At 68.8% G+C, this 26,219-nt stretch carries 22 protein-coding genes; 10 read left to right on the top strand and 12 right to left on the bottom strand.

The window, feature by feature from the left end; genetic code table 11:
• Nucleotides 1-17 precede the first annotated feature (17 nt).
• A complete protein-coding gene (locus tag RCP80_RS08775; RefSeq protein ID WP_308481960.1) occupies nt 18-1,691 on the top strand; it encodes a (2,3-dihydroxybenzoyl)adenylate synthase in 1,674 nt (557 codons plus the stop codon).
• A gap of 117 nt (nt 1,692-1,808) precedes the next feature.
• A complete protein-coding gene (locus RCP80_RS08770) occupies nt 1,809-6,992 on the top strand; it encodes a type I polyketide synthase (protein ID WP_373693475.1) in 5,184 nt (1,727 codons plus the stop codon).
• An 8-nt stretch (nt 6,993-7,000) separates the two neighbouring features.
• Here the strand turns inward: RCP80_RS08770 and hemW are convergent, their stop codons facing one another.
• Entirely contained in the window at nt 7,001-8,176 is a 1,176-nt protein-coding gene (gene hemW, locus RCP80_RS08765) for a radical SAM family heme chaperone HemW (RefSeq protein ID WP_308481958.1), read from the bottom strand.
• On the opposite strand from hemW, the gene RCP80_RS25985 reads away from it, so the two are divergent.
• From RCP80_RS25985 to RCP80_RS08750, 4 genes are all read left to right on the top strand, one after another.
• Nucleotides 8,109-8,366 (top strand): Ms4527A family Cys-rich leader peptide, encoded by a 258-nt coding sequence (locus RCP80_RS25985; protein ID WP_373693474.1) that lies wholly within the window; start codon nt 8,109-8,111, stop codon nt 8,364-8,366. The two genes, hemW and RCP80_RS25985, sit on opposite strands and share 68 nt — an antisense overlap.
• Before the next feature lie 123 nt (nt 8,367-8,489).
• Nucleotides 8,490-10,187 carry a nitrite/sulfite reductase gene (locus tag RCP80_RS08760; RefSeq protein ID WP_308481957.1) on the top strand — a complete coding sequence of 566 codons (1,698 nt, stop codon included), beginning with the start codon at nt 8,490-8,492 and terminating at the stop codon, nt 10,185-10,187.
• A complete protein-coding gene (locus RCP80_RS08755) occupies nt 10,184-10,891 on the top strand; it encodes a phosphoadenylyl-sulfate reductase (RefSeq protein WP_308481956.1) in 708 nt (235 codons plus the stop codon). The genes RCP80_RS08760 and RCP80_RS08755 overlap by 4 nt, the downstream gene beginning before the upstream one ends.
• Nucleotides 10,888-11,646: a sirohydrochlorin chelatase gene (locus RCP80_RS08750; protein WP_308481955.1), complete on the top strand. Its 759-nt coding sequence runs from the start codon at nt 10,888-10,890 to the stop codon at nt 11,644-11,646. Before RCP80_RS08755 ends, RCP80_RS08750 begins: the two co-directional genes overlap by 4 nt.
• 390 nt (nt 11,647-12,036) lie before the next feature.
• Here RCP80_RS08750 and RCP80_RS08745 read toward each other — a convergent pair whose 3' ends face one another.
• The 6 genes from RCP80_RS08745 to RCP80_RS08725 all read right to left on the bottom strand — a co-directional run bounded on the left by RCP80_RS08745 (nt 12,037) and on the right by RCP80_RS08725 (nt 16,393).
• Nucleotides 12,037-13,080 (bottom strand): sulfate/molybdate ABC transporter ATP-binding protein, encoded by a 1,044-nt coding sequence (locus tag RCP80_RS08745; RefSeq protein WP_308481954.1) that lies wholly within the window; start codon nt 13,078-13,080, stop codon nt 12,037-12,039.
• Nucleotides 13,081-13,099: 19 nt separating this feature from the next.
• Nucleotides 13,100-13,918, bottom strand: a complete 819-nt coding sequence (cysW, locus tag RCP80_RS08740) for a sulfate ABC transporter permease subunit CysW (RefSeq protein ID WP_308481953.1) — start codon at nt 13,916-13,918, stop codon at nt 13,100-13,102.
• Complete coding sequence (gene cysT, locus RCP80_RS08735) at nt 13,915-14,799, bottom strand: sulfate ABC transporter permease subunit CysT (RefSeq protein WP_308481952.1); 885 nt, start codon at nt 14,797-14,799, stop codon at nt 13,915-13,917. Before cysT ends, cysW begins: the two co-directional genes overlap by 4 nt.
• The gene (locus RCP80_RS08730) at nt 14,796-15,818 is read right to left on the bottom strand and encodes a sulfate ABC transporter substrate-binding protein (protein ID WP_308481951.1); all 1,023 of its coding nucleotides are present in this window, start codon (nt 15,816-15,818) and stop codon (nt 14,796-14,798) included. Before RCP80_RS08730 ends, cysT begins: the two co-directional genes overlap by 4 nt.
• Before the next feature lie 124 nt (nt 15,819-15,942).
• Nucleotides 15,943-16,035, bottom strand: coding sequence for an Ms4533A family Cys-rich leader peptide (locus RCP80_RS25980; RefSeq protein ID WP_373693473.1), 93 nt, complete (start codon nt 16,033-16,035; stop codon nt 15,943-15,945).
• A 133-nt stretch (nt 16,036-16,168) separates the two neighbouring features.
• A complete protein-coding gene (locus tag RCP80_RS08725; protein WP_308481950.1) occupies nt 16,169-16,393 on the bottom strand; it encodes a hypothetical protein in 225 nt (74 codons plus the stop codon).
• A gap of 94 nt (nt 16,394-16,487) precedes the next feature.
• Between RCP80_RS08725 and RCP80_RS08720 the strand changes: the two genes are divergently transcribed.
• Complete coding sequence (locus tag RCP80_RS08720; RefSeq protein ID WP_308481949.1) at nt 16,488-18,470, top strand: glycoside hydrolase family 15 protein; 1,983 nt, start codon at nt 16,488-16,490, stop codon at nt 18,468-18,470.
• A 12-nt stretch (nt 18,471-18,482) separates the two neighbouring features.
• Here RCP80_RS08720 and stf0 read toward each other — a convergent pair whose 3' ends face one another.
• Entirely contained in the window at nt 18,483-19,286 is an 804-nt protein-coding gene (stf0, locus tag RCP80_RS08715; protein ID WP_308481948.1) for a trehalose 2-sulfotransferase, read from the bottom strand.
• A gap of 67 nt (nt 19,287-19,353) precedes the next feature.
• On the bottom strand, nt 19,354-20,712 hold the full coding sequence (locus RCP80_RS08710) for a sulfatase family protein (protein ID WP_308481947.1): 1,359 nt from the start codon (nt 20,710-20,712) through the stop codon (nt 19,354-19,356).
• Between the two features lie 116 nt (nt 20,713-20,828).
• On the opposite strand from RCP80_RS08710, the gene cysK reads away from it, so the two are divergent.
• Nucleotides 20,829-21,764: a cysteine synthase A gene (gene cysK / locus RCP80_RS08705; protein WP_308481946.1), complete on the top strand. Its 936-nt coding sequence runs from the start codon at nt 20,829-20,831 to the stop codon at nt 21,762-21,764.
• Nucleotides 21,765-21,769: 5 nt separating this feature from the next.
• The gene (gene epsC, locus RCP80_RS08700) at nt 21,770-22,354 is read left to right on the top strand and encodes a serine O-acetyltransferase EpsC (RefSeq protein ID WP_308481945.1); all 585 of its coding nucleotides are present in this window, start codon (nt 21,770-21,772) and stop codon (nt 22,352-22,354) included.
• Between the two features lie 84 nt (nt 22,355-22,438).
• Here epsC and lepA read toward each other — a convergent pair whose 3' ends face one another.
• Nucleotides 22,439-24,289, bottom strand: a complete 1,851-nt coding sequence (lepA, locus tag RCP80_RS08695) for a translation elongation factor 4 (protein WP_308482760.1) — start codon at nt 24,287-24,289, stop codon at nt 22,439-22,441.
• A 107-nt stretch (nt 24,290-24,396) separates the two neighbouring features.
• Between lepA and RCP80_RS08690 the strand changes: the two genes are divergently transcribed.
• Nucleotides 24,397-25,008 carry a type II toxin-antitoxin system PemK/MazF family toxin gene (locus RCP80_RS08690; RefSeq protein WP_308481944.1) on the top strand — a complete coding sequence of 204 codons (612 nt, stop codon included), beginning with the start codon at nt 24,397-24,399 and terminating at the stop codon, nt 25,006-25,008.
• Between the two features lie 85 nt (nt 25,009-25,093).
• Here RCP80_RS08690 and RCP80_RS08685 read toward each other — a convergent pair whose 3' ends face one another.
• Both RCP80_RS08685 and RCP80_RS08680 read right to left on the bottom strand, forming a co-directional pair.
• Nucleotides 25,094-25,714 carry a GNAT family N-acetyltransferase gene (locus tag RCP80_RS08685; protein WP_308481943.1) on the bottom strand — a complete coding sequence of 207 codons (621 nt, stop codon included), beginning with the start codon at nt 25,712-25,714 and terminating at the stop codon, nt 25,094-25,096.
• Nucleotides 25,715-25,745: 31 nt separating this feature from the next.
• Nucleotides 25,746-26,177, bottom strand: coding sequence for a CBS domain-containing protein (locus tag RCP80_RS08680; protein ID WP_308481942.1), 432 nt, complete (start codon nt 26,175-26,177; stop codon nt 25,746-25,748).
• Nucleotides 26,178-26,219 lie beyond the last annotated feature (42 nt).

The following is a 26,219-nucleotide window of genomic DNA, read 5'->3' as shown; positions in this document are numbered from 1 at the left end:
GGCGGTTTTGGGACGGGATGAGTACCGAATTGCCGGAGACACAGCACGCGCTCGACAGCGGAATCGACGACGTCCGAACGGGATTCGTGCCCTTTCCGGCCGACCGGGGGGAAACCTACCGGCAGGCCGGCTATTGGACGGGACAACCCCTGGATTCGCTGCTGCGTGCGGCCGCCGCACGCCGGCCGCACCACCCGGCCGTCGCCGACGCCGACGTCAGCTACACCTTTGCCGAACTCGACGCGCTCGCCGACCGGGTCGGGGCCGGCCTGACCGACCAGGGCATCGCCGCCGGCGACCGGATCCTGCTGCAACTGCCCAACTCGTGCGCGTTCGCCGTCGCGCTGTTCGGTTTGTTGCGCGCGGGCGCGGTCCCGGTGATGTGCCTGTCGGGGCACCGCAGCGCCGAGCTGGGGCACTTTGCGCAGGTCAGCGGCGCCGTCGGGATGGTGATCACCGACCGCGCCGGCGGGTTCGACTTCCGTGCGATGGCGGCGCAGTTGGCCGCCGAACATCCGCGCCTGCGCCACATCCTCGTCGACGGCGACCCCGGGCCCTTCCGGTCCTGGTCCACCGTCACCGACTACGCGGGCCCGATCCCCACCCGCGCTCCCGTCGACCCCGGCACCCCGGCGCTGCTCCTGGTCTCCGGTGGCACCACCGGATTGCCGAAGCTCATCCCCCGCACCCACGACGACTACCGCTACAACGCGGTGGCCTGCGCGCAGGCCTACGGGATGACCGGCGACGACGTCTGTCTGGTGGCGCTGCCGGCCGGGCACAACTTCCCGCTGGCCTGCCCCGGGTTACTGGGGTCGATGACCGTCGGCGCGACAACGGTTTTCACGAGCGATCCCAGCCCCGAGGTGGCATTCGCGCTGATCGACAAGTACCAGGTCACCATCACCGGTCTGGTCAACGCGCTGGCCAAACTGTGGGCGCAGGCCTGCGACTGGGAACCGGTGCTGCCGACGTCGCTGCGGGTCGTGCAGGTCGGCGGATCGCGGATGATGCCCGATGAGGCCCGATTCATCCGCGAGAATCTCTCGGCCGGCATGCAGCAGATCTTCGGCATGGCCGAGGGCATGCTGAACTTCACCCGACCGGGCGATCCGGTCGATGTGGTGGACAACGTGCAGGGCCGTCCCATGTCGCCGCACGACGAGATGAAGGTCGTCGACGAGGACGGCAACGAGGTGGCACCGGGCGAGGAGGGCGAACTGCTGGTCCGCGGGCCGTACACCCTCAACGGCTATTACCGGGCCGACGAGGCGAACGCCCGTTCGTTCAGCCCCGACGGGTTCTACCGCAGCGGGGACCGGGTCCGGATCTTCACCGACGGCCCCTGGGCGGGTTATGTCGAGGTCACCGGGCGGATCAAGGACGTCATCCACCGCGGTGGCGAGACCGTGTCCGCCTCGGACCTCGAGGAGCATCTGCACGCCCATCCGGCGATTGCCGATGCCGCGGCCGTTGCGCTGCCGGATGAGTACCTGGGCGAGAAGATCTGCGCAGCGGTGGTTTTCAAGGGGTCGCCGATCACCCTGGCCGAGTTGAACGGATTCCTGGACCAACGGGGCGTCTCGGCCCACACCAAACCGGACGTGCTGGCCCCGCTGCCCTCGCTACCCAAGACCGCCGTCGGCAAGGTGGACAAGAAACAGATCGTCTCCGTGCTGGTGCCGACATGACCGCGGCACCGATATATGTAGCCCCCACTTTTGCGGGCCCGCATGCCAAGATCGACCTCGGGCGAGGTCCGATTGGCCTGCTCAGAAACCCCTTGGCGCACTTGGACTCTCACTGACATGAACTCGAACGGGCATACCCACGACGCGCTTTCACCGCACGCTGTGAGCGCCGCCACATCCCCGGAGCCGATCGCCATCGTCGGCGTCGGTTGTCGGCTCGCCGGCGACATTGGCACCGCCGAACAGTTCTGGGACTTCCTGCTCGCCGGCCGCAGCGCGGTGCGCGAGGTGCCGGCCGAACGCTGGGAGCCCTACCTGCACCGCGACCCGCGCAATGCCGCGGTGCTGCGCGAGACCACCACGCTGGGCACGTTCATCGACGACCTGGCCGGGTTCGACGCGGAGTTCTTCGGGGTCTCGCCGCGCGAGGCCGAACTGATGGACCCCCAGCAACGCCTGGCGCTCGAGGTCAGCTGGGAGGCCCTCGAACACGCCGGGGTGCCGCCACGCTCGCTGGCCGGCACCGACACCGCGGTGCTGATGGGCGTCAACTCCGACGACTACGGCAAGTTGCTGATGGAGGACCTCCAGGGCATCGAGGCCTGGACCGGGATCGGCACCTCGCTGTGCGGGGTGGCCAACCGGGTCTCGCATCTGCTGGATCTGCGCGGACCCAGCGTCGCGCTGGATGCGGCCTGCGCGGCCTCGCTGGTGGCCGTGCACCAGGCCTGCCAACTGCTGCGCTCGGGTGAGACCGCGCTGGCGTTGGCCGGCGGCGTCAGCGCGCTGATCGGCCCGGGCCTGACCCGCGTGCTCGACCGGGCGGGCGCCACCGCATCCGACGGCCGCTGCAAGACCTTCGACGCCGCGGCCGACGGCTACGGCCGCGGCGAGGGCGCGGCCGTGGTGGTCCTCAAGCGACTGGCGGATGCGGTCCGCGACGGCGACCGGGTGCTGGCCGTGGTGCGCGGCGGTGCCGTGGCCCAAGACGGCCGCACCGTCGGCATCATGTCTCCCAACGGCGCCGCGCAGGCGGACCTGTTCCGGCTCAGCTGCCAGTCGGCGAACATCGACCCCGCAAGTGTGGATTTCATCGAGGCGCACGGAACCGGAACCCCCACGGGCGATCCCGTCGAGGTCGAGGCCCTGGCCGCCGTGTACGGCGCCGCCCGCCCGGCCGGCGACCCGGCGCGCATCGGCTCGGTCAAACCGAACACCGGCCACCTCGAGGGCGGCGCCGGAGCCGTCGGCCTGATCAAGGCGGCACTGGCGTTGCACCACGGGGTCATCCCGCCCACCGCGGGGATCCGCAACCTGACCACCGCGGTCGACTGGGAGCACTCCGGCCTGCGGGTGCCCACCGCTGCCGAACCGTGGACCCGAGCGCCGGATCGCCGGCGCCGCGCGGCGGTGTGCAGCTACGGCTACGGCGGCACGATCGCGCATGTGTTGCTCGAAGAGGCCCCGACGCCCAGCGCCGCGGCCGACCCAGAACCCCTGGCGCCCAGCGTGTTTCCGGTATCGGCCCGCTCTCGGTCCCGGCTCGGCGCGCAGGCCCGCGCGTTGGCCCAGCACCTCGATGCGGACCCTGCGCCGTTGCCCGAGGTGGCGACCGCGCTGTGGACCCGCCGGTCCCCCGAACCGGTGCGGGCCGCCGTCGTCGCCGAGAGCCGCGACGACCTCGTCCGCGCGCTGACCTCATTGGCCGACGACGTCCGCGACCCGGCCGTGGTCGTCGGCAGCCCGCTGCCGCGGGCCGACGAGGGCGCGGTGTGGGTGTTTTCCGGACACGGCTCGCACTGGCCGGAGATGGGCCGCGACCTGCTGGGCGCCGAGCCGGCCTTCGCCGCGGTGATCGACGAGATCGACCCCATCTTCGCCGCCGAACTGGGGTTTTCGGCCCGCACTGCCCTGCGCACAGGCGAACTCGGCGGCACCGATCAGGTGCAGGCGCTGACCTTCGCCATGCAGGTGGGGCTGGCGGCGGTGCTGCGGGAGCGCGGTGTGCGACCGGCCGCGGTGATCGGGCACTCGGTCGGCGAGGTCGCCGCGTGTGTGACCGCCGGGGTGTTCGAGCTGGCCCAGGGCGCCGCGGTGGCGTGCTACCGGGCCCGTGGCTTCCGGAAGGTCATGGGCCACGGCGCGATGGCGCTGGTGCAGCTGCCGTTCGACGAGGCGCAGCGCCGCCTCGGCGCGCGCACCGACGTGATCGCCGCGATCAGTGCGTCACCGGCCGCCACGGTGCTCTCGGGCGCCGAGGCGGCCGTCGAGGAGCTGACCCGCCGACTGACCGATGAGGGCGTCATGGTCCGACGGGTCAAGACCGATGTCGCCTTCCACAGCCCGGCGATGGACGCGCTGACCGCGGAGCTGGCCCGGCTGATCGGCGCGCTGCCACCCTCGCGGCCGGCACGGGTGCCGCTGTACACCACGGCGCTGGCCGACCCGCGCTCCACCGCGGCGCGCGGACCCGACTACTGGGTGGCCAACCTGCGGGACCGGGTGCGCTTCGCCGAGGCGGTCACCGCGGCCGCCGAGGACGGCCATCGGCTGTTCCTGGAGGTCTCGGCGCATCCGGTGGTGTCACACTCCGTGGTGGAGACGTTGCTGCACTTGGGAATTGACGACCACGCCGCGGTCGGGGTGCTGCGCCGCGAGCAACCCCCGCGCCGCTGTGTCGCCGCCGCGGTCGGCGCCCTGCACTGCCACGGCGCCCCCGTCGAGCACGGCCTGCGCGCGACCATGCCGTGGGCCGACAACCTGCCCGGCACGCAGTGGCAGCACCGCGAATTCTGGCGGACGCCGAGCGCTCCCCCGGGCGGGCGGGGCCTGCACGACGCCACCGACCACACGCTGCTCGGCGGCGCGCTGGAGATCGCCGGCGCGGTGCCGGCCCGGGTGTGGGAGACCCGGCTGGACCTGGACACCCGGCCCTACCCCGCCAGCCACCCGGTGCAGGGCACCGAGATCGTGCCGGCGGCGGTATTGCTCAACACGTTCCACGCCGCGGCCGGCGGTGACGTGACCGATGTGCACCTGCGCACCCCGGTGGCACCCGGCCGCACCCGGGATGTGCAGGTGGTGCGCCACGATCGGGCGCTGGCGATCGCGAGCCGGCTGGTCGACGCGGACGGGCCCAGCGCCGGCGGTTGGCTGACCCATTGCACCGCGATCGCTGCCGCGGATGCTCGCCCGGGGGTGCCCGTCCTCGACGAACACGCCGTGCGGGCACGCTGCGGTACGGAGCTGCCCGCGAGCTACGTGGTGGACCGGCTCGCCGCCCTCGGCGTGGCCGAGATGGGCTTCGGCTGGCAGATCGTGGACCTCCGTCAGGGCGACGGGGAGTTCCTCGCTCAGGTGCGCGCCGAACCCGACGGATCGCAGCCGCGGACCTGGGCCGGCCTGCTCGACGCGGCCACCTCGGCGGCCTCCACGGTATTCGACGGCGCCCCTCGGCTGCGCATGCCCGCCCGCATCGAGCGACTGAGCATCCTTGCGCCACCGTCGGATTCGGTGCTACTGCATGTGCTCCGCCGCGGTGAGAGCACCTGCACCGACGTCGTCATCGCGGATCTGACCGGCACCCCAATGGTGGCCATCACCGGGATGGCCTTCGAGGAACTCGAGCACAGCGCCGGCGGCGACGTCAACCGCGTGCTGCACCAACTCGATTGGCATCCGACGGTGTTCTCCGAGCACGCCCGGCCCGCGCACGTGGCGCTCGTCGGCGGCGACGCCGCAACCGTCGCCTGGTGCCGGCGCGACCTCGCGGCCGCTCGAGTGGGTGCCAGCGTGTACGCCGACCCGGCCGGGATTCCCGCCGATCTGGGTTCCGACGCCGTGGTGCTGGTCCTGCCGGAGGCCGGCGAGAGCCCGCTGGCGGCCGTCGACACCGTCCTGAGGACGCTGAAACACCTGCTGAATTCCGGTGTGATGGCGCGGTTGTGGACGCTGACCCACGGTGTGCACGAGGGCTCCGGTTTCACCCGGTCCCCGCTGTGGGGCCTGTCCCGGGTCGCCGCCACCGAACACCCCCACCTGTGGGGTGGGGTGCTCGACGTGGCCGAGGAGCGGTTGCCGCTCGGGGTGCTGGCCTCGCTGCCCGGGCACGCGGTGGTGGTGGTCCGCGACGGCGTCGCGCTGACCGCGCGGCTGGGCAACCTGACGGTCGCGGCCGATACGCCGATGGAATGCTCGCCGGCCGGTAGTTATCTGATCACCGGCGGCACCGGCGCGCTGGGTCTGCGGATCGCCGAGCGGCTCGCAGACCTCGGCGCCCGCCGACTGGTACTGCTGTCCCGTTCCGGTCTTCCGCCGCGGGCCTCGTGGGCGACCGCGGCGAACCAGGAACAGATCCGCGCGGTCTCGGCACTCGAGGAGCGCGGGGTGTCCGTGCAGGTGGCCGCGCTCGACGTGGCCGCCGACGGCGCGGCCGACGACCTGCGGGCGCTGCTGCGGGACCTGCCGCCGGTGCGCGGTGTCGTGCACGCCGCGGGCGTGGAGGCCGGTGTCTTCCTGGCCAACACCACCATCGAGGAGATCGCCACGACCATGCGCCCCAAGGTCGACGGCGCGCTGGTGCTGCATGAGATGTTCCCGCCGGGGCAACTGGACTGGATGCTGCTGTACTCCTCGTGCGGCTATCTGGCCGGTTTCCCCGGCCAGGGTGCCTACGCCTGCGGCAACGCGTTCCTGGATGCGTTGGCCCGGCATCGTCGCGGCCTCGGCGACGCCACCACCGCCGTGGCATGGACCGCCTGGCGCGGGCTCGGGATGGGATCGGACTCCGGATTCGTTGCCGCTCAACTCGATGCGTTGGGCATGGACACCATCGGCGCCGACGACGCGATGCGCGCACTGGAGGTGGCGATGCGCTCCGGACAGCCGAACCCGGTGGTATTGCCGGTGCTGCCCGATGCGGTGTCGGTGCCGATGCTGTCCGACGTGTCGGCAGCGGCAGCGGCAGACTCCGATGCCGGCGGCGACACCGCGCGCCCGGTCGGCCCCGGTGAGATGGACACCCCCGAGTGGGTGGCCCAGCAGGTACTCACCGCGGTGGCAGGCGAACTCGGGCTGTCCGAGGACAGCGTCGACACCCGGCTACCGCTGGTCGAGATCGGGGTGGACTCGATCATGACGGTGTCGTTGCGTCGTCAGCTGGAGCGGCAGACCGGCCTGGCGCTGCCACCGACGCTGCTGTGGGAGCATCCGACCGCGGCCGCGGTGACCGCCCGCATCGTCGAACTGCTCGACGCCGAAATCTCTTCGGCCACCGAGGAAGAGGGCGTCACGGTCGCGTGAGCTGACGCTCAGTCCGACAGTAGGTCGCGCACTATGCCGTCGGCCAGCAGTCGGCCGCGGTCGGTGAGCACCAGTCGCTCACCTGCTCTGCTCAGCAGCCCCTCGGCGACCGCGGACTCGGCGCGGTGCCGCTCGGCCGCGTCGAGCAGCGCCGTCGGCAGGCCGGAGCGCAGCCGCAGTTGCAGCAGCACGTCCTCGACGTGGCGGTCGCGGGAGTCGAGCGTCTCGAAGTCCGCGATCGGCAGCGTGGACTCGGTCAGCGCCTGCGCATAGGCGTTGGGATGCTTGACATTCCACCACCGCACCGAGCCGATGAAGCCGTGCGCGCCCGGCCCGGCACCCCACCATTGGCCGCCGTTCCAGTAGCCAAGGTTGTGCCGGCATTCGGCACCGGGTCGGCTCCAGTTGGACACCTCGTACCAGTCCAGGCCCGCTGCCACCAGCCATCGATCGAGCAATTCGTAGCGACGGGCCAGCACGTCGTCGTCGGGCGCCGGTAACTCACCGCGGCGGACCCGCCGCGCCAGCGCGGTGCCGTCCTCGACCACCAGCGAATAGGCCGACAGATGATCGATACCGGCGTCCAGCGCCGCGGTCACCGACCGGCATAGGTCGTCGTCGGTCTCCCCCGGTGTGCCGTAGATGAGGTCGATGTTGACGTGCTCGAAGCCCGCCGCCAACGCCTCTCGGGCCGCGTCGAGCGCCCGGCCCGGCGAATGCACCCGGTCGAGCACCCGCAGCACCGTCGGCGCCACCGACTGCATGCCGAGCGAGACCCGACTGAAGCCGGCGGCGCGGATGGTCGCAAAGAACTCGGGGGACGTCGACTCCGGGTTGGCCTCGGTGGTGACCTCCGCATCGCGGGCGAGGGCGAACTCGGCGCGGACCGCGTCGAGCACCGCGGCCAAGCCGTCGCCGCCGAGCAGCGACGGCGTGCCGCCCCCCACGAACACCGTGTCGACGCTCAGCGCCGGCAGCTGGCGCGCGGCCAGCGCCAGTTCGATCCGCATTGCCTCGAGCCAGCCCGCGGGCGTCGCCCCGCCCAGTTCCCCGGGGGTGTAGGTGTTGAAGTCGCAGTATCCGCAGCGGGTCGCGCAGAACGGCACGTGCACGTAGATGCCGAACGGGCCGCCGCGAGTCGGGACCAACTCGAGCGACGCGACCTGGGGCGCCCGGACCGTCATGAGGACCAGTGTTCCAGACCCTGAATTTTGCTCAGGGCGAGCACAAATTTGGCCGGATTGGGAGGTCACGCCTGTTCATGGCAGAATGGCCCCCGTGACCGCCGTACGCAGCTTGACCCACCGAGTGTCCCTGGTGGCGCGTCGGCATGTCGATTTCAAGCGCGTATGCACCTGTTGCTGTCTGCCTTGACGCGTTGATTTCGGAGCCCTGCCCACCCTGCAAGACCAGCTGGCACCCGGATCTGCGCCGCCGGAACAGCCACCGGTGGGTTCGCGCGTTCCGACCGCCGGCTCCTTGACGTAAGGAGCATCAATGACAGATACCGCTGCCGCGACCACCAAACCTGCGGCCGCCCGGCCGGCCAAGAAGCCCCGTTCCGAAGGCCAGTGGGCCCTCGGCGAGCGCGAACCGCTCAACCACAATGAGCAGTACAAGCAGGAAGACGACGCGCTGAACGTGCGCGACCGCATCCTCGACACCTACTCGAAGCAGGGCTTCGACAGCATCGACATGGACGACCTGCGCGGCCGCTTCCGCTGGATGGGCCTCTACACGCAGCGCACCGAGGGCTACGACGGCTCCTGGACCGGGGACGAGAACGCGGATCTGCTCGAAGCCCCGTACTTCATGATGCGGGTGCGTTGCGACGGCAAGCCGCTCTCGCCGGCCGCACTGCGCACGCTGGGGCAGATCTCCACCGAGTTCGCTCGCGACACCGCCGACATCTCCGACCGGATGAACCTGCAGTACCACTGGTTGCGAATCGAGGACATCCCGGAGGTGTGGCGCCGGCTCGACGAGGTCGGCCTGCAGACCACCGAGGCCTGCGGTGACTGCCCCCGCGGGATGCTGGGCTCGCCCTTGGCCGGCCGGTCGCTCGACGAGGTGCTGGATCCGACGCCCGCGCTCGACGAGATCGTGCGGCGCTACATCGGCAACCCGGAGTTCTCCAACCTGCCCCGCAAATACAAGACCGCGATCTCGGGCATGCAGGACGTCGCGCATGAGGTCAACGACGTCTCGTTCATCGGCGTGCACCACCCCGAGCACGGCCCCGGCCTGGACCTGTGGGTGGGCGGCGGACTGTCCACCAACCCGATGCTGGCCCAGCGGCTGGGCGCCTGGGTGCCGCTGGACGAGGTCCCCGACGTCTGGGAGGCCGTCACCGCGGTGTTCCGGGATTACGGCTACCGTCGGCTGCGGTCCAAGGCCCGGCTGAAGTTCCTGATCAAGGACTGGGGCGTGGCGAAGTTCCGCGAGGTCCTCGAGACCGAATACCTGAAGCGTCCCCTGCTCGACGGACCGGCACCCGAGCCGGTCAAGCATCCGATCGACCATGTCGGAGTCCAGAAACTCAAGAACGGTCTCAACGCGGTGGGCGTCGCGCCGATCGCCGGCCGGGTGTCGGGCACCATCCTGACCGCGGTGGCCGACCTGATCGAGCGCACCGGCTCCGGCAGCGCGCGGTTCACGCCGTACCAGAAGCTGATCATCCTCGACGTGCCCGATGACAAGGTCGACGAGCTGACCGCGGGCTTGGACAAGCTGGGACTGCCGTCGCGGCCGACGCACTGGCGCAAGAACCTGATGGCCTGCACCGGCATCGAGTTCTGCAAGCTGTCCTTCACCGAGACCCGGGTCCGAGCTCAGTCGCTGGTGCCGGAGCTGGAGGAACGGCTCGCCGACATCAACGCCCAGCTCGACGTGCCGATCACGATCAACATCAACGGTTGCCCGAACTCGTGCGCGCGCATCCAGGTCGCCGACATCGGCTTCAAGGGCCAGATGGTCGACGAGGGCAACGGACCCGAAGAGGGATTCCAGGTGCACCTGGGCGGCGCCCTGGGCCTCGACAGCGGTTTCGGCCGCAAGTTGCGGGGACACAAGGTGCTGGCCAGTGAGCTCGGCGACTACATCGAACGGTTGGCCCGCAACTTCGTGAAACAACGCGAGCACGGTGAGCGTTTCGCTCAGTGGGCCGTGCGAGCCGAGGAGAGCGATTTGCAATGAAAAACACCTTGATGACCGAGGCCGACCTGCGCGAACTCGCGAAGCGGGGGGCCACCGAACTCGCCGATGCCAGCGCCGAGGAGTTGCTGCGCTGGACCGACGAGCATTTCGGGGGCCGGTACGTGGTCGCCTCGAACATGCAGGATGCCGTGCTGGTGCAGATGGCCGCGAAGCTGCGGCCCGGCGTCGACATCCTGTTCCTCGACACCGGCTATCACTTCGCCGAGACCATCGGCACCCGCGACGCGGTGGAGATGGTCTATGAAGTCAACATCGTCAACGTCACGCCCGAGAAGACCGTTGCCGAGCAGGACGAACTGCACGGCAAGGACCTGTTCGCGCGCGACGCCGCGGCGTGCTGCCGGATGCGCAAGGTGGAGCCGCTGTCCAAGGCGCTCAGCGGCTATTCGGCGTGGGTGACCGGCATCCGCCGGGTGGAGGCCCCGACGCGTGCCAATGCCCCGCTGATCTCGTTCGACGAGGCCTTCGGGCTGGTGAAGATCAATCCGATCGCCACCTGGACCGACGAGCAGATGCAGGACTACATCACCGCCAACGGCATTCTGGTGAACACCCTGGTCGACGAGGGTTACCCGTCCATCGGGTGCGCACCGTGCACCGCCAAGCCGGCGCCCGGCTCCGATCCCCGCAGCGGCCGCTGGGCCGGGCAGGCCAAGATCGAATGCGGGCTGCACTCTTCGTGAACTACGCACCGCTTGCGGTGGCGCCGTCCCACGCCGGGGCGGCTCCCACCCTGGTTCTCACCGCCCACGGCAGCGCCGATCCGCGCTCGCCGGCGGTGACGCACGCGGTGGCCGGCCGGATCCGTCGGCTGCGCCCCGAACTCGATGTGCGAGTGGCGTTTTGCGAGCAGAACGCGCCGAATCTGCAGGATGTGCTCGTCGAGCTGCAGACCCCGGCGGTGGTGTCGCCACTGCTGCTGGCCGACGCCTACCACGCCCGGGTGGACATTCCCGAGATGATCGCGGCCTCCGGCGCCCAGGTTCGCCAAGCCCCGGTGCTCGGTGAGGATTCGGCGCTGTTGACCGTGCTGCGGCAACGCCTCAGCGAGGCCGGCGTCTCCGGTGACGACACCGACATCGGCGTCATGGTGGTGGCGGTGGGGTCGTCCAACGAGCTGTCCAACGCGCGGTCGGCCACGGTGGCGAAACTGCTGCGCGTCGGAACCCGTTGGGCCGGAGCACGAATTGCGTTCGCGACCGGTCCGCAGCCCGACCTGGCCGAGACCGCCCTGCGGCTGCGGACCGCCGGGGCCCGTCGCATCGTGATCGCGCCGTGGTTCCTGGCGCACGGCCGGATCACCGATCGGATCTTGGATTTTGCCGGCGCGCAGGGGATCACCGTCTCCGAACCGCTGGGCTCGCACAACCTGGTGGCCGCGACCGTGCTGGATCGTTATGACGCCGCGCTGGATCAGCGCGTCGTCATCAGCGCGTAGGCGCCCGCTTCTCGCGGGTGTCCGCAACCGCTCGCGATGGCGGCACCAGCCCGAGGGCTCCTCGTTCGAGATTGCATTCTTGGCGTTGACATTGAATCCACGGCGGTATTTCGGCCGAATGTCCGCCGCCAGGACAAGCTCAGGGCCACTAGTGCAATGTCGGCGCCGTCAGTGCAATCTCAGTGGTCTCGACCAGGCACTCCGCGGCCTGCCGTCGGCGCCGATGACGCGATCGGACTCCGCGGATAGCGGCCTGCGCGCGGCCCTCGACGCCAGGCACTCGACACCCCAACACCTCGCGAGCGTGCACAAACTACGGGAAAACGCCGGCGTGTCGGCCGGGGACTCGCACGCTCGCGCTAAAGGGGAGGTCGCTAAGGGGGTCGGAGCCTAACGGAGCGCGCTGGCGTTGACGGGCGCTATCTGGGAGGCGTCCGCGATCGGGGGCACCCGTGTCGCGCGGACGTAGACCGTGTCACCGGCCTTGAGGCTCAACGCCTCGGCGTCGCCGCGGGTGATCTGCGCGGTGAACGGCGCGCCGTTGACGGCACTGGTCAACTCCACGCGCACCTCGAAGCCCAGCACCACGACCCGGTCGATGGTGGCCCGGGTGACCCCGGCCGCCTCGGCGGCCTCATCGGTGACCGCGACGGCCATGTCCGGATTGCGTCCCACCCGAATGTCGTGCGGGCGCACCAGGATTCCGTTCAGCGCCGAGACGGTACCCAGGAAGGACATCACGAAGGCGTTGGCGGGTTGGTCATAGACCTCGGTCGGCGAACCAACCTGCTCGATCCGGCCCTTGTTGAGCACCGCGATCCGGTCGGCGACGTCGAGCGCCTCGGCCTGATCGTGGGTGACCAGGACGGTGGTGACGTGCACCTCGTCGTGCAGGCGCCGCAACCAGGTCCGCAGATCGTCGCGCACCTTGGCGTCCAACGCCCCGAACGGTTCGTCGAGCAGCAGCACCTCCGGGTCGACCGCCAGCGCGCGCGCCAGCGCCATCCGCTGCCGTTGCCCGCCGGAAAGCTGATTCGGGTAGCGGTTCTGGAATCCGGCCAACCCGACGACCTCGAGCAGGTTGTCGACCCGCTCCTTGATCTCGGCCTTCGGCTTCTTTCGGATCTTCAAACCGAAGGCGACGTTGTCGCGCACCGACAGATGCTTGAACGCCGCGTAATGCTGGAACACGAACCCGATCCCGCGCTTCTGCGGCGGGATCCCGGTGACGTCGCGGCCGTTGATGACGATGGAGCCGGTGTCGGGTTGGTCGAGGCCGGCGATCGCGCGCAGCAGCGTCGACTTCCCCGAACCGCTGGGGCCCAGCAGCGCGGTCAGCGACCCGTCCGGCACCACGAAGTCGACGTTGTCGAGCGCAATGAAGTCCCCGTAGCGCTTGTTGGCGCCCGTTACCGAAATCGCGTTCTCGGTCATTGGCTGAGGTTCTCCTTGCTCATTCTTCGGTCTTGGCGCGGGTGCGCTGGGCATCGAAAAGGATCTGTGCGACCAGCACCGACAGCGCCACCGCCATCAGCACGATCGAGATCGTGTAGGCGCCATAGGGATTACCGAGCACGTAGCGGTCGTGCACCAGCAGCGTGAGGGTCTGCGACTGGCCGGGCAGGTTCGACGACACCATCAGCACTGCCCCGAACTCACCGAGCGTGCGTGCGACCGTCAGCACCACGCCGTAGGTCAGACCCCACCGGATCGACGGCAGCGTGATCCTCCAGAAGGTCTGCCACCAGCCGGCGCCGAGCATCGCCGAGGCTTCCTCCTGATCGGTGCCCACCTCGTGCAGCACCGGTTCCACCTCGCGGATCACGAACGGGATGGTGACGAACAGACTCGCCAATACGATGCCGGGGAAGCCGAAGATGATCTTCAGTCCCCAGCCGTTCTCCACGAATCCGAACAGCCCCGCACTGCCCCACAACACGATCAGCGCGACACCGATGACCACCGGCGACACCGCGAACGGCAGATCGATCACGGCCTGCAGGGCACTCTTGCCCCGGAAGCGCTTGCGGGCCAACACGATGGCGGTGGGTACGCCGAAGATCACGTTCAGCGGCACCACGATGGCCACCACCAGCAGCGACAGCTGCAACGCCGACTGCGCGGCCGGGGTGGTGATCGAGGCCCAGAACTCCCCGATGCCCGGTGCGAACGCACGCCACAGGATGGCGCCCAGCGGAACCACCAGTAGCGCGAAGATGTAGAACGACGCGATGAGCCGCAGCGTGAGCCGCGTGCTACCGGACAGGATCATCGCGCCTCCTCGCGGCGCGCGGCCCGCGCACCGAGATAGCGCAGCGCGAACAGCACCCCGAACGAGATCACCAGCAGCACTATCGATATCGCGGCGGCGCCCACGGGATCGTCGTTCTCGATGAGCGTGCGAATCCACTGCGAGGACACCTCGGTCTTGCCGGGAATCGCCCCGCCGATCAACACGATCGAACCGAACTCGCCGATGGCCCGGGAAAACGCCAGCCCCGCGCCGGAAAGCAGGGCCGGGGCGAGCGCCGGCAGGATGACCCGGATGAAGATCGTCAGATTGTTGGCGCCCAGCGAGGCGGCCGCCTCTTCGACCTCCCGGTCCACTTCGAGCAGCACCGGTTGCACCGCGCGCACCACAAACGGCAGTGTGACGAACGCCAGGGCCAGCCCCACGCCCCAGCCGGTGTGCTGGATGTGGATGCCGGCGGGGCTGCCGGGGCCGTAGAGCGACAGCAGCACCAGGCTCGCCACGATCGTCGGCAACGCGAACGGCAGATCGATGATCGCGTCGACGGCTCGCTTGAACGGGAATTCATCGCGGACCAGGACCCAAGCGATCAGCAGCCCGAACACCGCGTTGACCAGCGTCACGACCACCGAGATGGTGAGCGTCACCCGGAACGACGCCAACGCCGAGGGCGTCGTCACGGCGGACCAGAACGCCTCCCAGCCGCCCTGCGCCGACGTCCACAGGATGGCGGCCAGCGGCAGCAACACGATCAGGGACAGCCACAGCACCGCGACGCCGAGTTGCACGTTGGTGCTGTCTTGGCGCGACGGGAATCGCAGGCCTCGACGCCGGCGCGCCGAGCCGTCCGGGGTGGGTTCCGGACGGCCCGCTGCCGGGTCGGGGTCGACGACGGTCGTCACCCAGTGGCCTTCTTGTAAATCTGCGTGATGGTGCCGTTGTCCTTGTCGAACAGCTTGGCGTCAACCTCCGCCCAGCCGCCCAGATCCCGAATGGTCCAGAGCTTCTCCGGGGCCGGGAACTTGGCCGCGAACTCCTCGGTGACGGCCGGATCGACCGGGCGGAACCCGGCCTCGGCCCACAGTCGCTGGGCCTGCGGGGTGAACTGGAAGTTCACGAACTGGGTCGCCTTCTCCGGGTGCTTGCTGGTGTTCACCACGGCGACGGGGTTCTCGATCTTGAAGGTCTGCGGCGGGTTGACGTGTTCGAGGTCGAAGTTCAGCGCCTCGTTCTCGTAGGCCAGCAGCACATCGCCGGTGCCCTGGCGGAACACGTCGGTGGCTTCGCGGCCCGAGCCCGGACGCAGCTTGACGTGCTCGGTGACCAGTTCCTCGACGAAGGCGATGCCGGCCTCGTGATCCTGACCGCCGTTGCTCTTGGCCGCGTACGGCGCCAACAGGTTCCACTTGGCGGCGCCCGAACTCAGCGGGCTGGGTGTGATGACCTCGACGTCGGGGCGCAGCAGATCGTCCCAGTCGCGGATGTTCTTCGGGTTGCCCTCGCGCACCGCGAACGTCACCACCGACCCGAACGGCAGACCTTGATGGGCACTGCTGTCCCAATTCTCGTCGACCAGACCGGCTTTCACGAGCCGGGTGATGTCGGGTTCCACCGAGAAGTTCACGATGTCAGCGGGCTTGCCCGATTCGACACCGCGGGACTGGTCGCCGGAGGCGCCGTAGGAGGCGGTGACGGCGACGCCTTCGCCCTCCGGGGTCGCGGCGAACGCCGGACCCACCTTGGACCAGCCCGGTTCGGGCACCGCGAACGCCACCAGCGTGAGCGTGGTGTCGGCGTCCGGGGTGGGACCCTCCCCCGCGACGTCGCTGGCACCGCCGCCGCAGGCCGCGACCACCGTGGTGGTCAGCGCGAGCGCGGTGAACGCGCTCCAGCGCTTGGTGGACTTGATGACATTACGCATTGATGGCCTTTCCTCAGAACGGACTTTAGGGAATCAGACCCCGTCCAGCACGGAAAGGCGATGGATCAGTAACCGGAGCCACGACGTGGCCCGCACTGACGCCAGACCGTGAACGGGCTGGTGGTCAGCGACAACAGCAGACATCGGCAACAGCAGAAAAACCCACGGCAATGAGGGCCAGGATGTGGCCCTGCTTGTTGCCGACTGCTGTGCGCATGGCGGGAAGCGTAACAGAATCACGCCGCACCGCCATGCGAGGCGGCCCCGGTCAGCGGGTCAACAGCCACATCACGATGACGAGCACTCCCAGCAATACCAAGGCCAATGTCACTCGTGAACGTGGCATCGTGTCACTCCCTATTCCCGTTGTCCGCTGCGCCGCGGCGAACCGCGGCCATGATGCGGCTGGACACCCGGATCGTGTTTCCCAGGACGGCGTCGAGCAGCAGGGCGGCACCGTAGGCCAACGCGAGCACCACCGGCATCACCACGATGGTCTGCAACACGAAGTCGAGGCCCGACAGCCACAGCTCCACGCCGTCCCACCAACTCAGCAGTCCGTCCATCGCCTCCACCCTACGAGCAGTGGTCGGCAACAACGGTTCGGCCCGGTACCGCCGAGGTTCATAAAGTGGACGCCGAGCGTATCGACAGCCGATGATGATGCCCATGGCAATCGACACTGAGCGCGGCGACACTCCGCCGTTCGCTGCAACCGCCCCGGTGCCCTATGCCCCGTCGGGCCCGCTGCGGAACGCGTTTCCGCCGATCGCCGACTACGGGTTCCTCTCGGACTGCGAGAACACCTGCCTGATCAGCTCGGCCGGGTCGGTGGAATGGCTGTGCGTGCCGCGGCCCGACTCCCCGAGCGTGTTCGGGGCGATCCTGGACCGCGGCGCGGGCCATTTCCGCCTCGGTCCCTACGGCGTGTCGGTGCCCTCGGCGCGGCGGTACCTGCCGGGCAGCCTGATCCTGGAAACCACCTGGCAGACCCACACCGGCTGGCTGATCGTGCGCGAGGCGCTGGTGATGGGTCCGTGGCACGATCTGGAGTCCCGCTCCCGCACCCACCGTCGGACCCCGATGGACTGGGACGCCGAGCACATCCTGCTGCGCACCGTGCGCTGCGTGTCCGGGACCGTCGAGCTCGTGATGAACTGCGAGCCGTCCTTCGACTACCACCGCATCCCCGCGACCTGGGAGTACTCGGCGGCGGCCTACGGCGAGGCGATCGCGCGCGCCAGCCGCGACCCCGACGCCCATCCGACGCTGCGGCTGACCACCAATCTGCGGTTGGGACTGGAAGGGCACCAGGCCCGGGCCCGCACCCGGCTGACCGAGGGCGACAACGTCTTCGTCGCACTGAGCTGGTCCAAGCATCCGGCGCCGCAGACCTACGAAGAAGCCGCCGAGAAGATGTGGAAGACCAGCGAGGCCTGGCGGCAGTGGATCAACATCGGGGACTTCCCCGACCATCCCTGGCGCTCCTATCTGCAGCGCAGCGCGCTGACGCTCAAGGGTCTGACCTATTCCCCGACCGGCGCGCTGCTGGCCGCCAGCACCACCTCGCTGCCGGAAACGCCGCAGGGCGAACGGAATTGGGATTACCGCTATGCCTGGGTGCGCGACTCGACGTTCGCGCTGTGGGGCCTGTACACGCTGGGGCTGGATCGGGAAGCCGACGACTTCTTCGCCTTCATCGCCGATGTGTCCGGCGCCAACAACGGCGAGCGGCATCCACTCCAGGTGATGTACGGGGTGGGCGGGGAACGCAGCCTGGTGGAAGAGGAACTGCACCACCTGTCCGGCTACGACAACGCCCGGCCGGTGCGGATCGGCAACGGCGCCTACAACCAGATGCAGCACGACATCTGGGGCACGATGCTCGATTCGGTGTATCTGCACACCAAGTCACGCGAGCAGATTCCCGAGACGTTGTGGCCGGTGCTCAAGAAGCAGGTCGAGGAGGCCGTCAAGCATTGGCGCGAGCCCGACCGCGGCATCTGGGAGGTGCGCGGCGAACCGCAGCACTTCACCTCCAGCAAGATCATGTGCTGGGTGGCCCTGGATCGCGGTTCCAAGCTCGCCGAACTGCAGGGTGAGAAGAGCTACGCCCAACAGTGGCGCGCCATCGCCGAGGAGATCAAGGCCGATGTGCTCCAGCACGGCGTCGACGAGCGCGGGGTCCTCACGCAGCGCTACGGCGATCCGGCCCTGGACGCCTCGCTGCTGCTGGCGGTGTTGACCCGGTTCCTGCCGCCGGACGACCCGCGCATCCGGGCGACCGTGCTGGCCATCGCCGACGAACTCACCCACGACGGGTTGGTGCTGCGTTACCGGGTCGAAGAGACCGACGACGGCCTGTCCGGCGAGGAGGGCACGTTCACCATTTGCTCGTTCTGGCTGGTGTCGGCCCTGGTCGAGATCGGCGAGATCCACCGGGCGAAGCATCTGTGCGAGCGGCTGTTGTCCTTCGCCAGCCCGCTGCACCTCTACGCCGAGGAGATCGAACCGCGCACCGGCCGGCACCTGGGCAACTTCCCGCAGGCGTTCACCCACCTGGCGTTGATCAACGCCGTGGTGCATGTGATCCGCGCCGAGGAGGAGGCCGACAGCTCCGGGGTGTTCGTGCCCGCGAACGCGCCGATGTAGGGCGCTGGGTGGCTAGAGCGGGAGGCCCAGTCGCTGCGCATCGGCCCGGTAGCGCTCGACCCACTCGTCGGAGCGCTGGTCGGCTTGCCGCTCCAGCACCGGGTCCGGCGCCAGGCGGCGATCCTCCCCGATGGCCTCCAGCACATCCCCGACGATCTGAGTCAGGTTGCGCCACAACACCGGATAGGACACGTCGATGGGTTCGATGCCCTCCTCCGCGAACCACTTCCGCCAACCCTCTTCCTGATTGCGCAGCATCGCCACCACATGAGCGATCGCACCGGCGTGGTACTCGGCGCGGGAATCGCGCACCGGGTCCGGGCGCCCGCGCCAGACCCGGGTCTGCACGGCCCGCCAGAACGACACCGCCTGGGAGACGACGTCGGGCCGATACACGTGCACGAGCACCGGGTCGGTGCCGATCACGTCGCGGATCGCCGCCAGCAGGCCCGCCCCCGAGCGGTCCGGCAGGCCCTGTGCCCGCTGCAGCAGCAGCGGGGTCTGATTCCACATCAGCTTGCCGCCCCACACCCCGTTGGGGGTGCGGCCGACCGTGCGGATGTAGTCGCGCCAGATCTCGGCGGGAGCCAGATCGGGGGTGCCCTCCACCAGCGGGTCGAGCAGTCCGAGGATCGACGGATCCTCGACGTCGGCGAACCACTCCCGCGGTTGCGGGGACATGCTGGTTTCCGGCAGGTACTGGAAAAACTCCTGCGGTTCGCCGGCGACGCCGGTGGCCCTCAGTGATTCCACCAGCAGCGTGCTGCCACTGCGCTGGGAGGCGAGCACGAGGTACGCCGGGGGCCGATCGGACATGCGCGAAAGCCTAATAGCAATCCAAATGCCGCGCGAAATGTGGGATTTACGTTCACCCGGAACATAACTATTGAGTAGGGGGCTGGACTATGCCGCGATCGGCCGCCGTTGCCGATCTGCTCGGGTACGGGATGCCCTTGATGTGCGCATAGGTCCGGGTGTAGCGATCGGAGATCCGCGTGCCGGCGAACTCCGAGGGGATGACGTCGTTGGTCCGTTCTCGCCAGTCGTTGAGCAGCAGCGCGTACGCCTGCGCGATCGCCTCCCCGTCACCGCCATCAGCGCTGGTGAGGAGGTTGTTCAGCTCGCGCGGATCGGTGCGCAGATCGTACAACTCGCGGCGTGGCCGCGGGGCGTCGAGCCGACCCGCGAGGGCCTGGCCCGGCGCGCTTTCCTCGATGTCCCAGGGCAGGTCAAGCAGGGGTCGGTCCGCATAGTTCTCGATGTAGCTGTACTGCTTGGTGCGTATCGCCCGGATGGGGTCAAAAGAATCGTGGTAGGTCTTCGTGGTGAAGACCGCCGACCGCACCTCACCGCTATTTGCCAGCAAATTCTCAGCATGCGAGAGGCCATCCACCTCGGACGGTGTTTCGACCCCTAGCAGGTCCAAGATCGTCGGTAGCAGGTCCACCCCGCTGAAGAGTTCGTCGTAGGTCCCCGGCGGCACGGCGCGGGACCGCGGTGGCCGCACGATCAGCGAAATCCCGGTCCCGGCGTCATACAGCGTCGACTTCGCGCGCGGCAGCGCCGGCCCGTGATCGGTGAGGAAGACCACCCAGGTGTTCTCGTCGAGTCCGGTGTCGGACAGGGCTTCGAGCAACCGGCCCACCGCCGCGTCGGCGACCGTGATGGCACCGTAGAAGTCCGCGAGATCCTGGCGGACCGCCGGGGTGTCTGGCAGATAGTCGGGCACCCGCACCGTCGAGGGATCGGCCGGCTCGTAGCGGTCGTGCGGATACGGGCGGTGGGTCTCGAAGAACCCGGCGGTCAGCAGGAACGGTTGGGTGGGTGGTCGACGCAACCACGCGATCGACTGCTCGACGACGTATTCGCAGTACGAGTTGGACACGTCGAACTCGTCGAAGCCCAGCCGGGACGGGAAGCTCGTCTCGTGCTGCATCCCGAAAAGCGCGGTGCGCCAACCGGCCTCGGACAGCAGCGCCGGCAGCGTCTGCACCCCGGTCCGATACTCCCAGCCGTGGTGGGCCAGTCCCACCAAGCCGTTGCTCTGCGGGTAGCGGCCGGTGAACAACGATCCCCGCGACGGCGAGCACAGCGGTGCGGTCGCATGCGCCCGGGTGCACAACAGGCCCTCGCCGGCCAGTTGGTCCAGACAGGGACTGTGCACGTCTGGGTTCCCGTAGGCCCCGAGGTAGCGACCGAGATCGTGCCAATGTACGAGCAGAACATTCTCGTCAGCAGTCACCAGGCCAGCTTGCCTGAGCGCGTTCAGAGCCGCAGCGCTGGGCTACCATGCCGACGCTTGCCCGCCCACCCGCTACGCTCGGTCTGACGATCTGTGCTTCATCGAAGAGGGCGGCTATGGGCAACATCTACAACGACGTCAGCGAATTGGTCGGACGGACCCCGCTGGTCCGGCTCAACCGATTGACCGACGGCCTACCGGCCCAGGTGCTGGCCAAGTTGGAGTTCTACAACCCGGCCAACAGCGTCAAGGACCGCATCGGGGTGGCGATCATCGACGCGGCCGAGGCCGCCGGCGCGCTCAAACCGGGCGGCACCATCGTGGAGGCCACCAGCGGCAATACCGGCATCGCCCTGGCGATGGTGGGCGCGGCGCGGGGATACCAGGTGATCCTGACGATGCCGGACACCATGTCGACGGAACGGCGCGTGATGCTGCGCGCCTTCGGTGCCGAAATCGTGTTGACGCCGGGATCCGAAGGCATGGCCGGTGCGGTCGCCCGGGCCAAGCAGATCATCTCCGAAACCGAGAACGCGGTTGCGGCGGACCAATTCGCCAACCCCGCCAATCCGGACATTCACGAGCGCACCACCGGCGAGGAGGTCTGGAGCGACACCGACGGTGCGGTCGACGTCTTCGTCGCCGGGATCGGCACCGGCGGCACGCTGACCGGCGTCGGACGGGTCCTCAAGGCGCGCAAACCGGAGGTCCAGATCGTCGGCGTGGAACCGCTGGACTCCCCGATCCTCAACGGCGGCGACCCCGGCCCGCACAAGATTCAGGGCATCGGCGCCAACTTCATCCCCGAGGTACTCGACCGCGGCGTCTACGACGAGATCCTCGACGCCAGTTTCGAGGACTCGATCACCGTCGCGCGCGCCCTCGGCACCGAGGAGGGCATCCTGGGTGGCATCTCGGCGGGGGCAAACGTCTGGGCCGCACTCGAATTGGCGAAGCGCCCGGAGAACGCCGGGAAGGTGATCGTGGTGGTCGTCCCCGACTTCGGCGAACGCTACGTGTCCACACCGCTGTTCGAGCACATCCGGGACTGAGAGTCATGGCGCTGCTGGCCACGCTGCGGGAGGACCTGCGGAACGCGCGGGCCCACGATCCGGCCGCGCGCGGAGATATCGAGAACGCGCTGGTGTATTCCGGACTGCACGCGATCTGGGCGCACCGGATCGCGCACCGGATGTGGTCCCGCCCGGCGTTGCGCGGCCCGGCCCGGGTGCTCATGCAGATCGTGCGGGCGGTCACCGGAATCGAGATCCACCCCGGCGCCACCATCGGCCGGCGCTTCTTCATCGACCACGGCATGGGCGTGGTGATCGGCGAGACCGCCGAGATCGGCGACGACGTGATGCTCTACCACGGGGTCACGCTCGGAGGGCGCACCCTGCAACAGGTCAAGCGGCACCCCACCGTCGGCAACCGGGTCACCATCGGTGCCGGCGCAAAGGTGTTGGGCCCGTTGACGATCGGCGATGACAGCTCGGTCGGCGCCAACGCCGTCGTCACCCGGGACGTGCCGCCGGAATCGATCGCGACCGGTATCCCCGCTGTCGTGCGGCACCGTACCGAGAAGCAGCGTGAACCGGCCGTCGACCCGACCTCCTACATCGACCCGGCGATGTACATCTGAGGCTGGTCCCCACGACCGCTCATCCTGGTACGCAAACGCGCCCGAATTTTGTACACCGGTGGCCGCTCAGCGCGGCCTGCCGACCTACTTCTTGGCGGTCTTGTCGCTCGCGGCGTCGGTCGACAGCGCGGCCACGAAGGCCTCCTGCGGGACCTCGACGCGGCCGATGGTCTTCATCCGCTTCTTGCCTTCCTTCTGCTTCTCCAGCAGCTTGCGCTTACGGCTGATGTCGCCGCCGTAGCACTTGGACAGCACGTCCTTGCGAATGGCCCGAATGTTCTCGCGGGCAATGATTCTCGAACCGATCGCGGCCTGCACCGGGACCTCGAACTGCTGGCGGGGAATCAGCTCCTTGAGCTTGGTGGTCATCTTGGTGCCGTAGGCGAACGCCGAATCCTTGTGCACGATCGCGCTGAACGCGTCGACGGCCTCGCCCTGCAACAGGACGTCGACCTTGACCAGGTCGGCCTCCTGCTCGCCGGCCTCCTCGTAGTCCAGGCTCGCGTACCCGCGGGTGCGCGACTTCAACGAATCGAAGAAGTCGAAGATGATCTCGCCCAACGGCAAGGTGTAGCGCAACTCCACGCGTTCGGGCGACAGATAGTCCATGCCGCCGAGTTCACCGCGCCGGGACTGGCACAATTCCATGATGGTGCCGATGAATTCGCTCGGCGCGATGATCGTGGTCTTGACCACCGGCTCGAAGACCGCGGCGATCTTGCCTTCGGGCCAGTCCGCCGGGTTCGTCACCGTCATCTCGGTGTCGTCGTCCTTCTGGACCCGATAGACGACGTTCGGTGACGTCGAGATCAGGTCGAGGTCGAACTCGCGCTCGAGGCGCTCGCGGGTGATCTCCATGTGCAGCAGCCCGAGGAAGCCGCAGCGGAAGCCGAAGCCGAGCGCCACCGATGTTTCCGGTTCCCACGTCAGGGCCGCATCGTTGAGCTGCAGCTTCTCCAGGGCCTCCCGCAAGTTCGGGTAATCCGACCCGTCCACCGGGTACAGCCCGGAATAGACCATCGGTTTGGGTTCGCGGTATCCGGTCAGCGCCTCGGTGGCACCGTGCCGCGCGGTGGTGACGGTGTCGCCGACCTTGGACTGTCGGACGTCCTTCACCCCGGTGATCAGGTAGCCGACCTCCCCGACGCCGAGGCCGACGCTCGGCTTGGGGTCCGGTGAGACGATGCCGACTTCCAGCAGTTCGTGGGTCGAGCCCGTCGACATCATCGTGATGCGCTCGCGCGGGGTGATCTTGCCGTCGACCACCCGGACGTAGGTGACCACCCCGCGGTAGATGTCGTAGACCGAGTCGAAGATCATCGCGCGGGCCGGCGCGTCGGCGTCGCCCTGCGGCGGCGGCACCTTACGGACCACCTCGTCGATCAGCTCGGTCACGCCGACCCCGGTCTTGCCGGAGACCCGCAGCACGTCTTCGGGCTCGCAGCCGATGATGTGGGCGATCTCAGCGGCGTAGCGGTCCGGATCGGCGGCGGGCAGATCGATCTTGTTGAGCACCGGGATGACGGTGAGGTCGCGGTCCAGTGCCAGGTACAGGTTGGCCAGGGTCTGCGCCTCGATCCCCTGGGCGGCGTCGACCAGTAGCACCGCGCCCTCGCAGGCCTCCAGCGCACGCGACACCTCGTAGGTGAAGTCGACGTGGCCCGGGGTGTCGATCAGGTGCAGGACAAATTCTTCGCCGTTGTACTTCCACGGCAGCCGCACGTTCTGCGCCTTGATGGTGATGCCGCGCTCGCGCTCGATGTCCATCCGGTCCAGGTACTGGGCACGCATATCGCGGTCCGCAACGACGCCGGTGAGACCCAACATCCGGTCGGCCAGGGTGGACTTGCCGTGGTCGATATGGGCGATGATGCAGAAATTTCGAATCTGCGCCGGCGCGGTAAACGTTTTGTCGGCGAAGCTACTGATGAAAATCTCCTGGTAGGTCGGCCGGTCAGGCGCGTAAGGACGTCTCCAGACTAGCTAGCACAGGTCCTCGTCACACAATCGAGCTTGCCGACAAGCGCCTATGCTTGGCGGCTATGGCGTCGCAATGGGGACCGCTGCGGCAGGTTTTGAAAGCCACCGAGCGTCTGGTGTTCAGCGAGGCGCCCAAGCTGGTACGCAATCTGCAAAACCCGCAGGCCATGCAGCGCAGCCTCCAACAGGGGCTTCAGCAGGGCCTCAAGATCGGCGTCGACGCGCTCGTCGGCGCGGCCACCGAGTCCCCGGCCGCCATCACCGCGGGCCGGCCGGTGACGAAGTCCAGCGTGCCGACCGCGCACCGAGCCCGCCGCATCTCGTACGCCCCGGACCTCGACGGACAGGCCGATCCGGGCGAGATCGTCTGGACCTGGGTGGTCTACGAGGACGACCCCACCCGCGGCAAGGACCGCCCGGTTCTGGTGGTGGGACGCGACCGCAAGGTCCTGTTGGGGCTCATGCTGTCCAGTCAGCAGCACCACGCCGACGACCGGCACTGGGTCGGCATCGGTTCGGGGCCGTGGGACGGCGAGGGACGGCCCAGCTGGGTCCGGCTGGACCGGGTGCTCGACGTGCCCGAGGAGGGCATCCGGCGCGAGGGCGCCATCCTGGAGCGCACCACGTTCGAGATCGTCGCGACCCGGCTGCGCGCCGACTACTCCTGGACCTGAGCCGGCCCCCTGTTCCGCCCAACGGGACAATTGGGCCGGAAAGTGCGAGAAGCTTCCGGCATTTCGTCGACCTCGACGCCCCCGGTCAGCGCGGCTCGCGCCACATCTGCGCCATTACCGGGCCGCCGTCGGGCAGCTGGATCTCGCCGGTGATGTCGAAGCCGAAGCGTTGGTAGTAGGGCACGTTGTCGGGATTGCTGGACTCCAGATAGGCCGGGGCGTACTCGGCGTCGACGCGGTCCAGGCGTGCGGCCATCAAGGCGTGGCCGAACCCGCCGCCGCGGAAGGTGGGGTCGCTGCCGATCACCCCGAGATACCAGTGCGGCTGCTCGGGGTGGTGCTTGGCCATCAGCTCCTCGACCTGCTTACCGCGCTTGAAGTCCATGCCGAACGCCCGCACGAACCCCCGCATCATGCGCAGCTCCTGCCAGGTGGTCGTCTTCCAGCGGCCCGGCGGCGACCACAGCGCGGCCGCGGCGATGTGCCCACCAGCGGTGGCGACCTCGACGCCGCCGTCGCCGAGAAAGTGGTGGCGGGCCATCGCGGCGAACATCGTCGGCAGCGCCTTCGCGCGTCGACCGGGCTGCGGCAGCATCCAGGTCATCACCGGGTCGTCGAAAAACGCGCGGGCCAGGGTGTGCGCCAACTCGCGGACGTCGGCCTTGCGGGCCGCCGCGACTTCGGGCGCCGGGTTGGTGGAATCCACCCGTTCAGCCTGACATGGCAACGTCGGGTGCTCAGCCCTGGGTGATGTAGGCCTGCAACAGTTCGTGCTCGGACTGCAGCTCCTCGAGTCGGCTCTTGACGACGTCGCCGATGCTCACGATGCCGGCCAATCGACCGTCGACCAGCACCGGAATGTGGCGCACCCGGTTGGTGGTCATCATCTCCGAGAGCTCGTCGACCGAAGAGTCCAGGCCGCAGGTGGCCACCGCTGGCGTCATGATCTTGGCCACCGGCAACTCGAGGATGCTCGGGCCCTGCTCGTAGAGTCGGCGCACCACGTCCCGCTCGGAGACCATCCCGGCGATCACCCCGGCCGAACCGACCACCACCATGGCGCCGATGTTGGCCTCGGCCAGGCCGGTCAGCAGGTCGCGCACCGTCGCTTCCGGTCGCACCGTGGCGACATCCGACCCTTTGCTCCTCAAGACATCCGCGATCCGCATCGCAACCTCCACAGCTGTGATCCAGTTCACACCAGCCTAGGC

Source organism: Mycolicibacterium sp. MU0053 (genome assembly GCF_963378095.1).
Classification (GTDB): domain Bacteria; phylum Actinomycetota; class Actinomycetes; order Mycobacteriales; family Mycobacteriaceae; genus Mycobacterium; species Mycobacterium burgundiense.
Note: the sequence above shows the minus strand (reverse complement) of the source record. Positions and strands in the feature narration are given on the sequence as shown.

What these genes read in the sequence shown, in the direction of transcription:
- RCP80_RS08770 (WP_373693475.1), top strand. Translation starts at nt 1,809, where the DNA reads ATGAACTCGAACGGGCATACCCACGACGCGCTTTCACCGCACGCTGTG.
- RCP80_RS08760 (WP_308481957.1), top strand. Translation starts at nt 8,490, where the DNA reads ATGACAGATACCGCTGCCGCGACCACCAAACCTGCGGCCGCCCGGCCG.
- RCP80_RS08775 (WP_308481960.1), top strand. Translation starts at nt 18, where the DNA reads ATGAGTACCGAATTGCCGGAGACACAGCACGCGCTCGACAGCGGAATC.
- RCP80_RS25980 (WP_373693473.1), bottom strand. Translation starts at nt 16,035, where the DNA reads ATGCGCACAGCAGTCGGCAACAAGCAGGGCCACATCCTGGCCCTCATT.
- RCP80_RS08745 (WP_308481954.1), bottom strand. Translation starts at nt 13,080, where the DNA reads ATGACCGAGAACGCGATTTCGGTAACGGGCGCCAACAAGCGCTACGGG.
- RCP80_RS08730 (WP_308481951.1), bottom strand. Translation starts at nt 15,818, where the DNA reads ATGCGTAATGTCATCAAGTCCACCAAGCGCTGGAGCGCGTTCACCGCG.
- RCP80_RS08720 (WP_308481949.1), top strand. Translation starts at nt 16,488, where the DNA reads ATGGCAATCGACACTGAGCGCGGCGACACTCCGCCGTTCGCTGCAACC.
- RCP80_RS08755 (WP_308481956.1), top strand. Translation starts at nt 10,184, where the DNA reads ATGAAAAACACCTTGATGACCGAGGCCGACCTGCGCGAACTCGCGAAG.
- RCP80_RS25985 (WP_373693474.1), top strand. Translation starts at nt 8,109, where the DNA reads ATGCCGAACGGGCCGCCGCGAGTCGGGACCAACTCGAGCGACGCGACC.
- stf0 (WP_308481948.1), bottom strand. Translation starts at nt 19,286, where the DNA reads ATGTCCGATCGGCCCCCGGCGTACCTCGTGCTCGCCTCCCAGCGCAGT.
- hemW (WP_308481958.1), bottom strand. Translation starts at nt 8,176, where the DNA reads ATGACGGTCCGGGCGCCCCAGGTCGCGTCGCTCGAGTTGGTCCCGACT.
- cysK (WP_308481946.1), top strand. Translation starts at nt 20,829, where the DNA reads ATGGGCAACATCTACAACGACGTCAGCGAATTGGTCGGACGGACCCCG.
- cysW (WP_308481953.1), bottom strand. Translation starts at nt 13,918, where the DNA reads ATGATCCTGTCCGGTAGCACGCGGCTCACGCTGCGGCTCATCGCGTCG.
- epsC (WP_308481945.1), top strand. Translation starts at nt 21,770, where the DNA reads ATGGCGCTGCTGGCCACGCTGCGGGAGGACCTGCGGAACGCGCGGGCC.
- RCP80_RS08690 (WP_308481944.1), top strand. Translation starts at nt 24,397, where the DNA reads ATGGCGTCGCAATGGGGACCGCTGCGGCAGGTTTTGAAAGCCACCGAG.
- RCP80_RS08680 (WP_308481942.1), bottom strand. Translation starts at nt 26,177, where the DNA reads ATGCGGATCGCGGATGTCTTGAGGAGCAAAGGGTCGGATGTCGCCACG.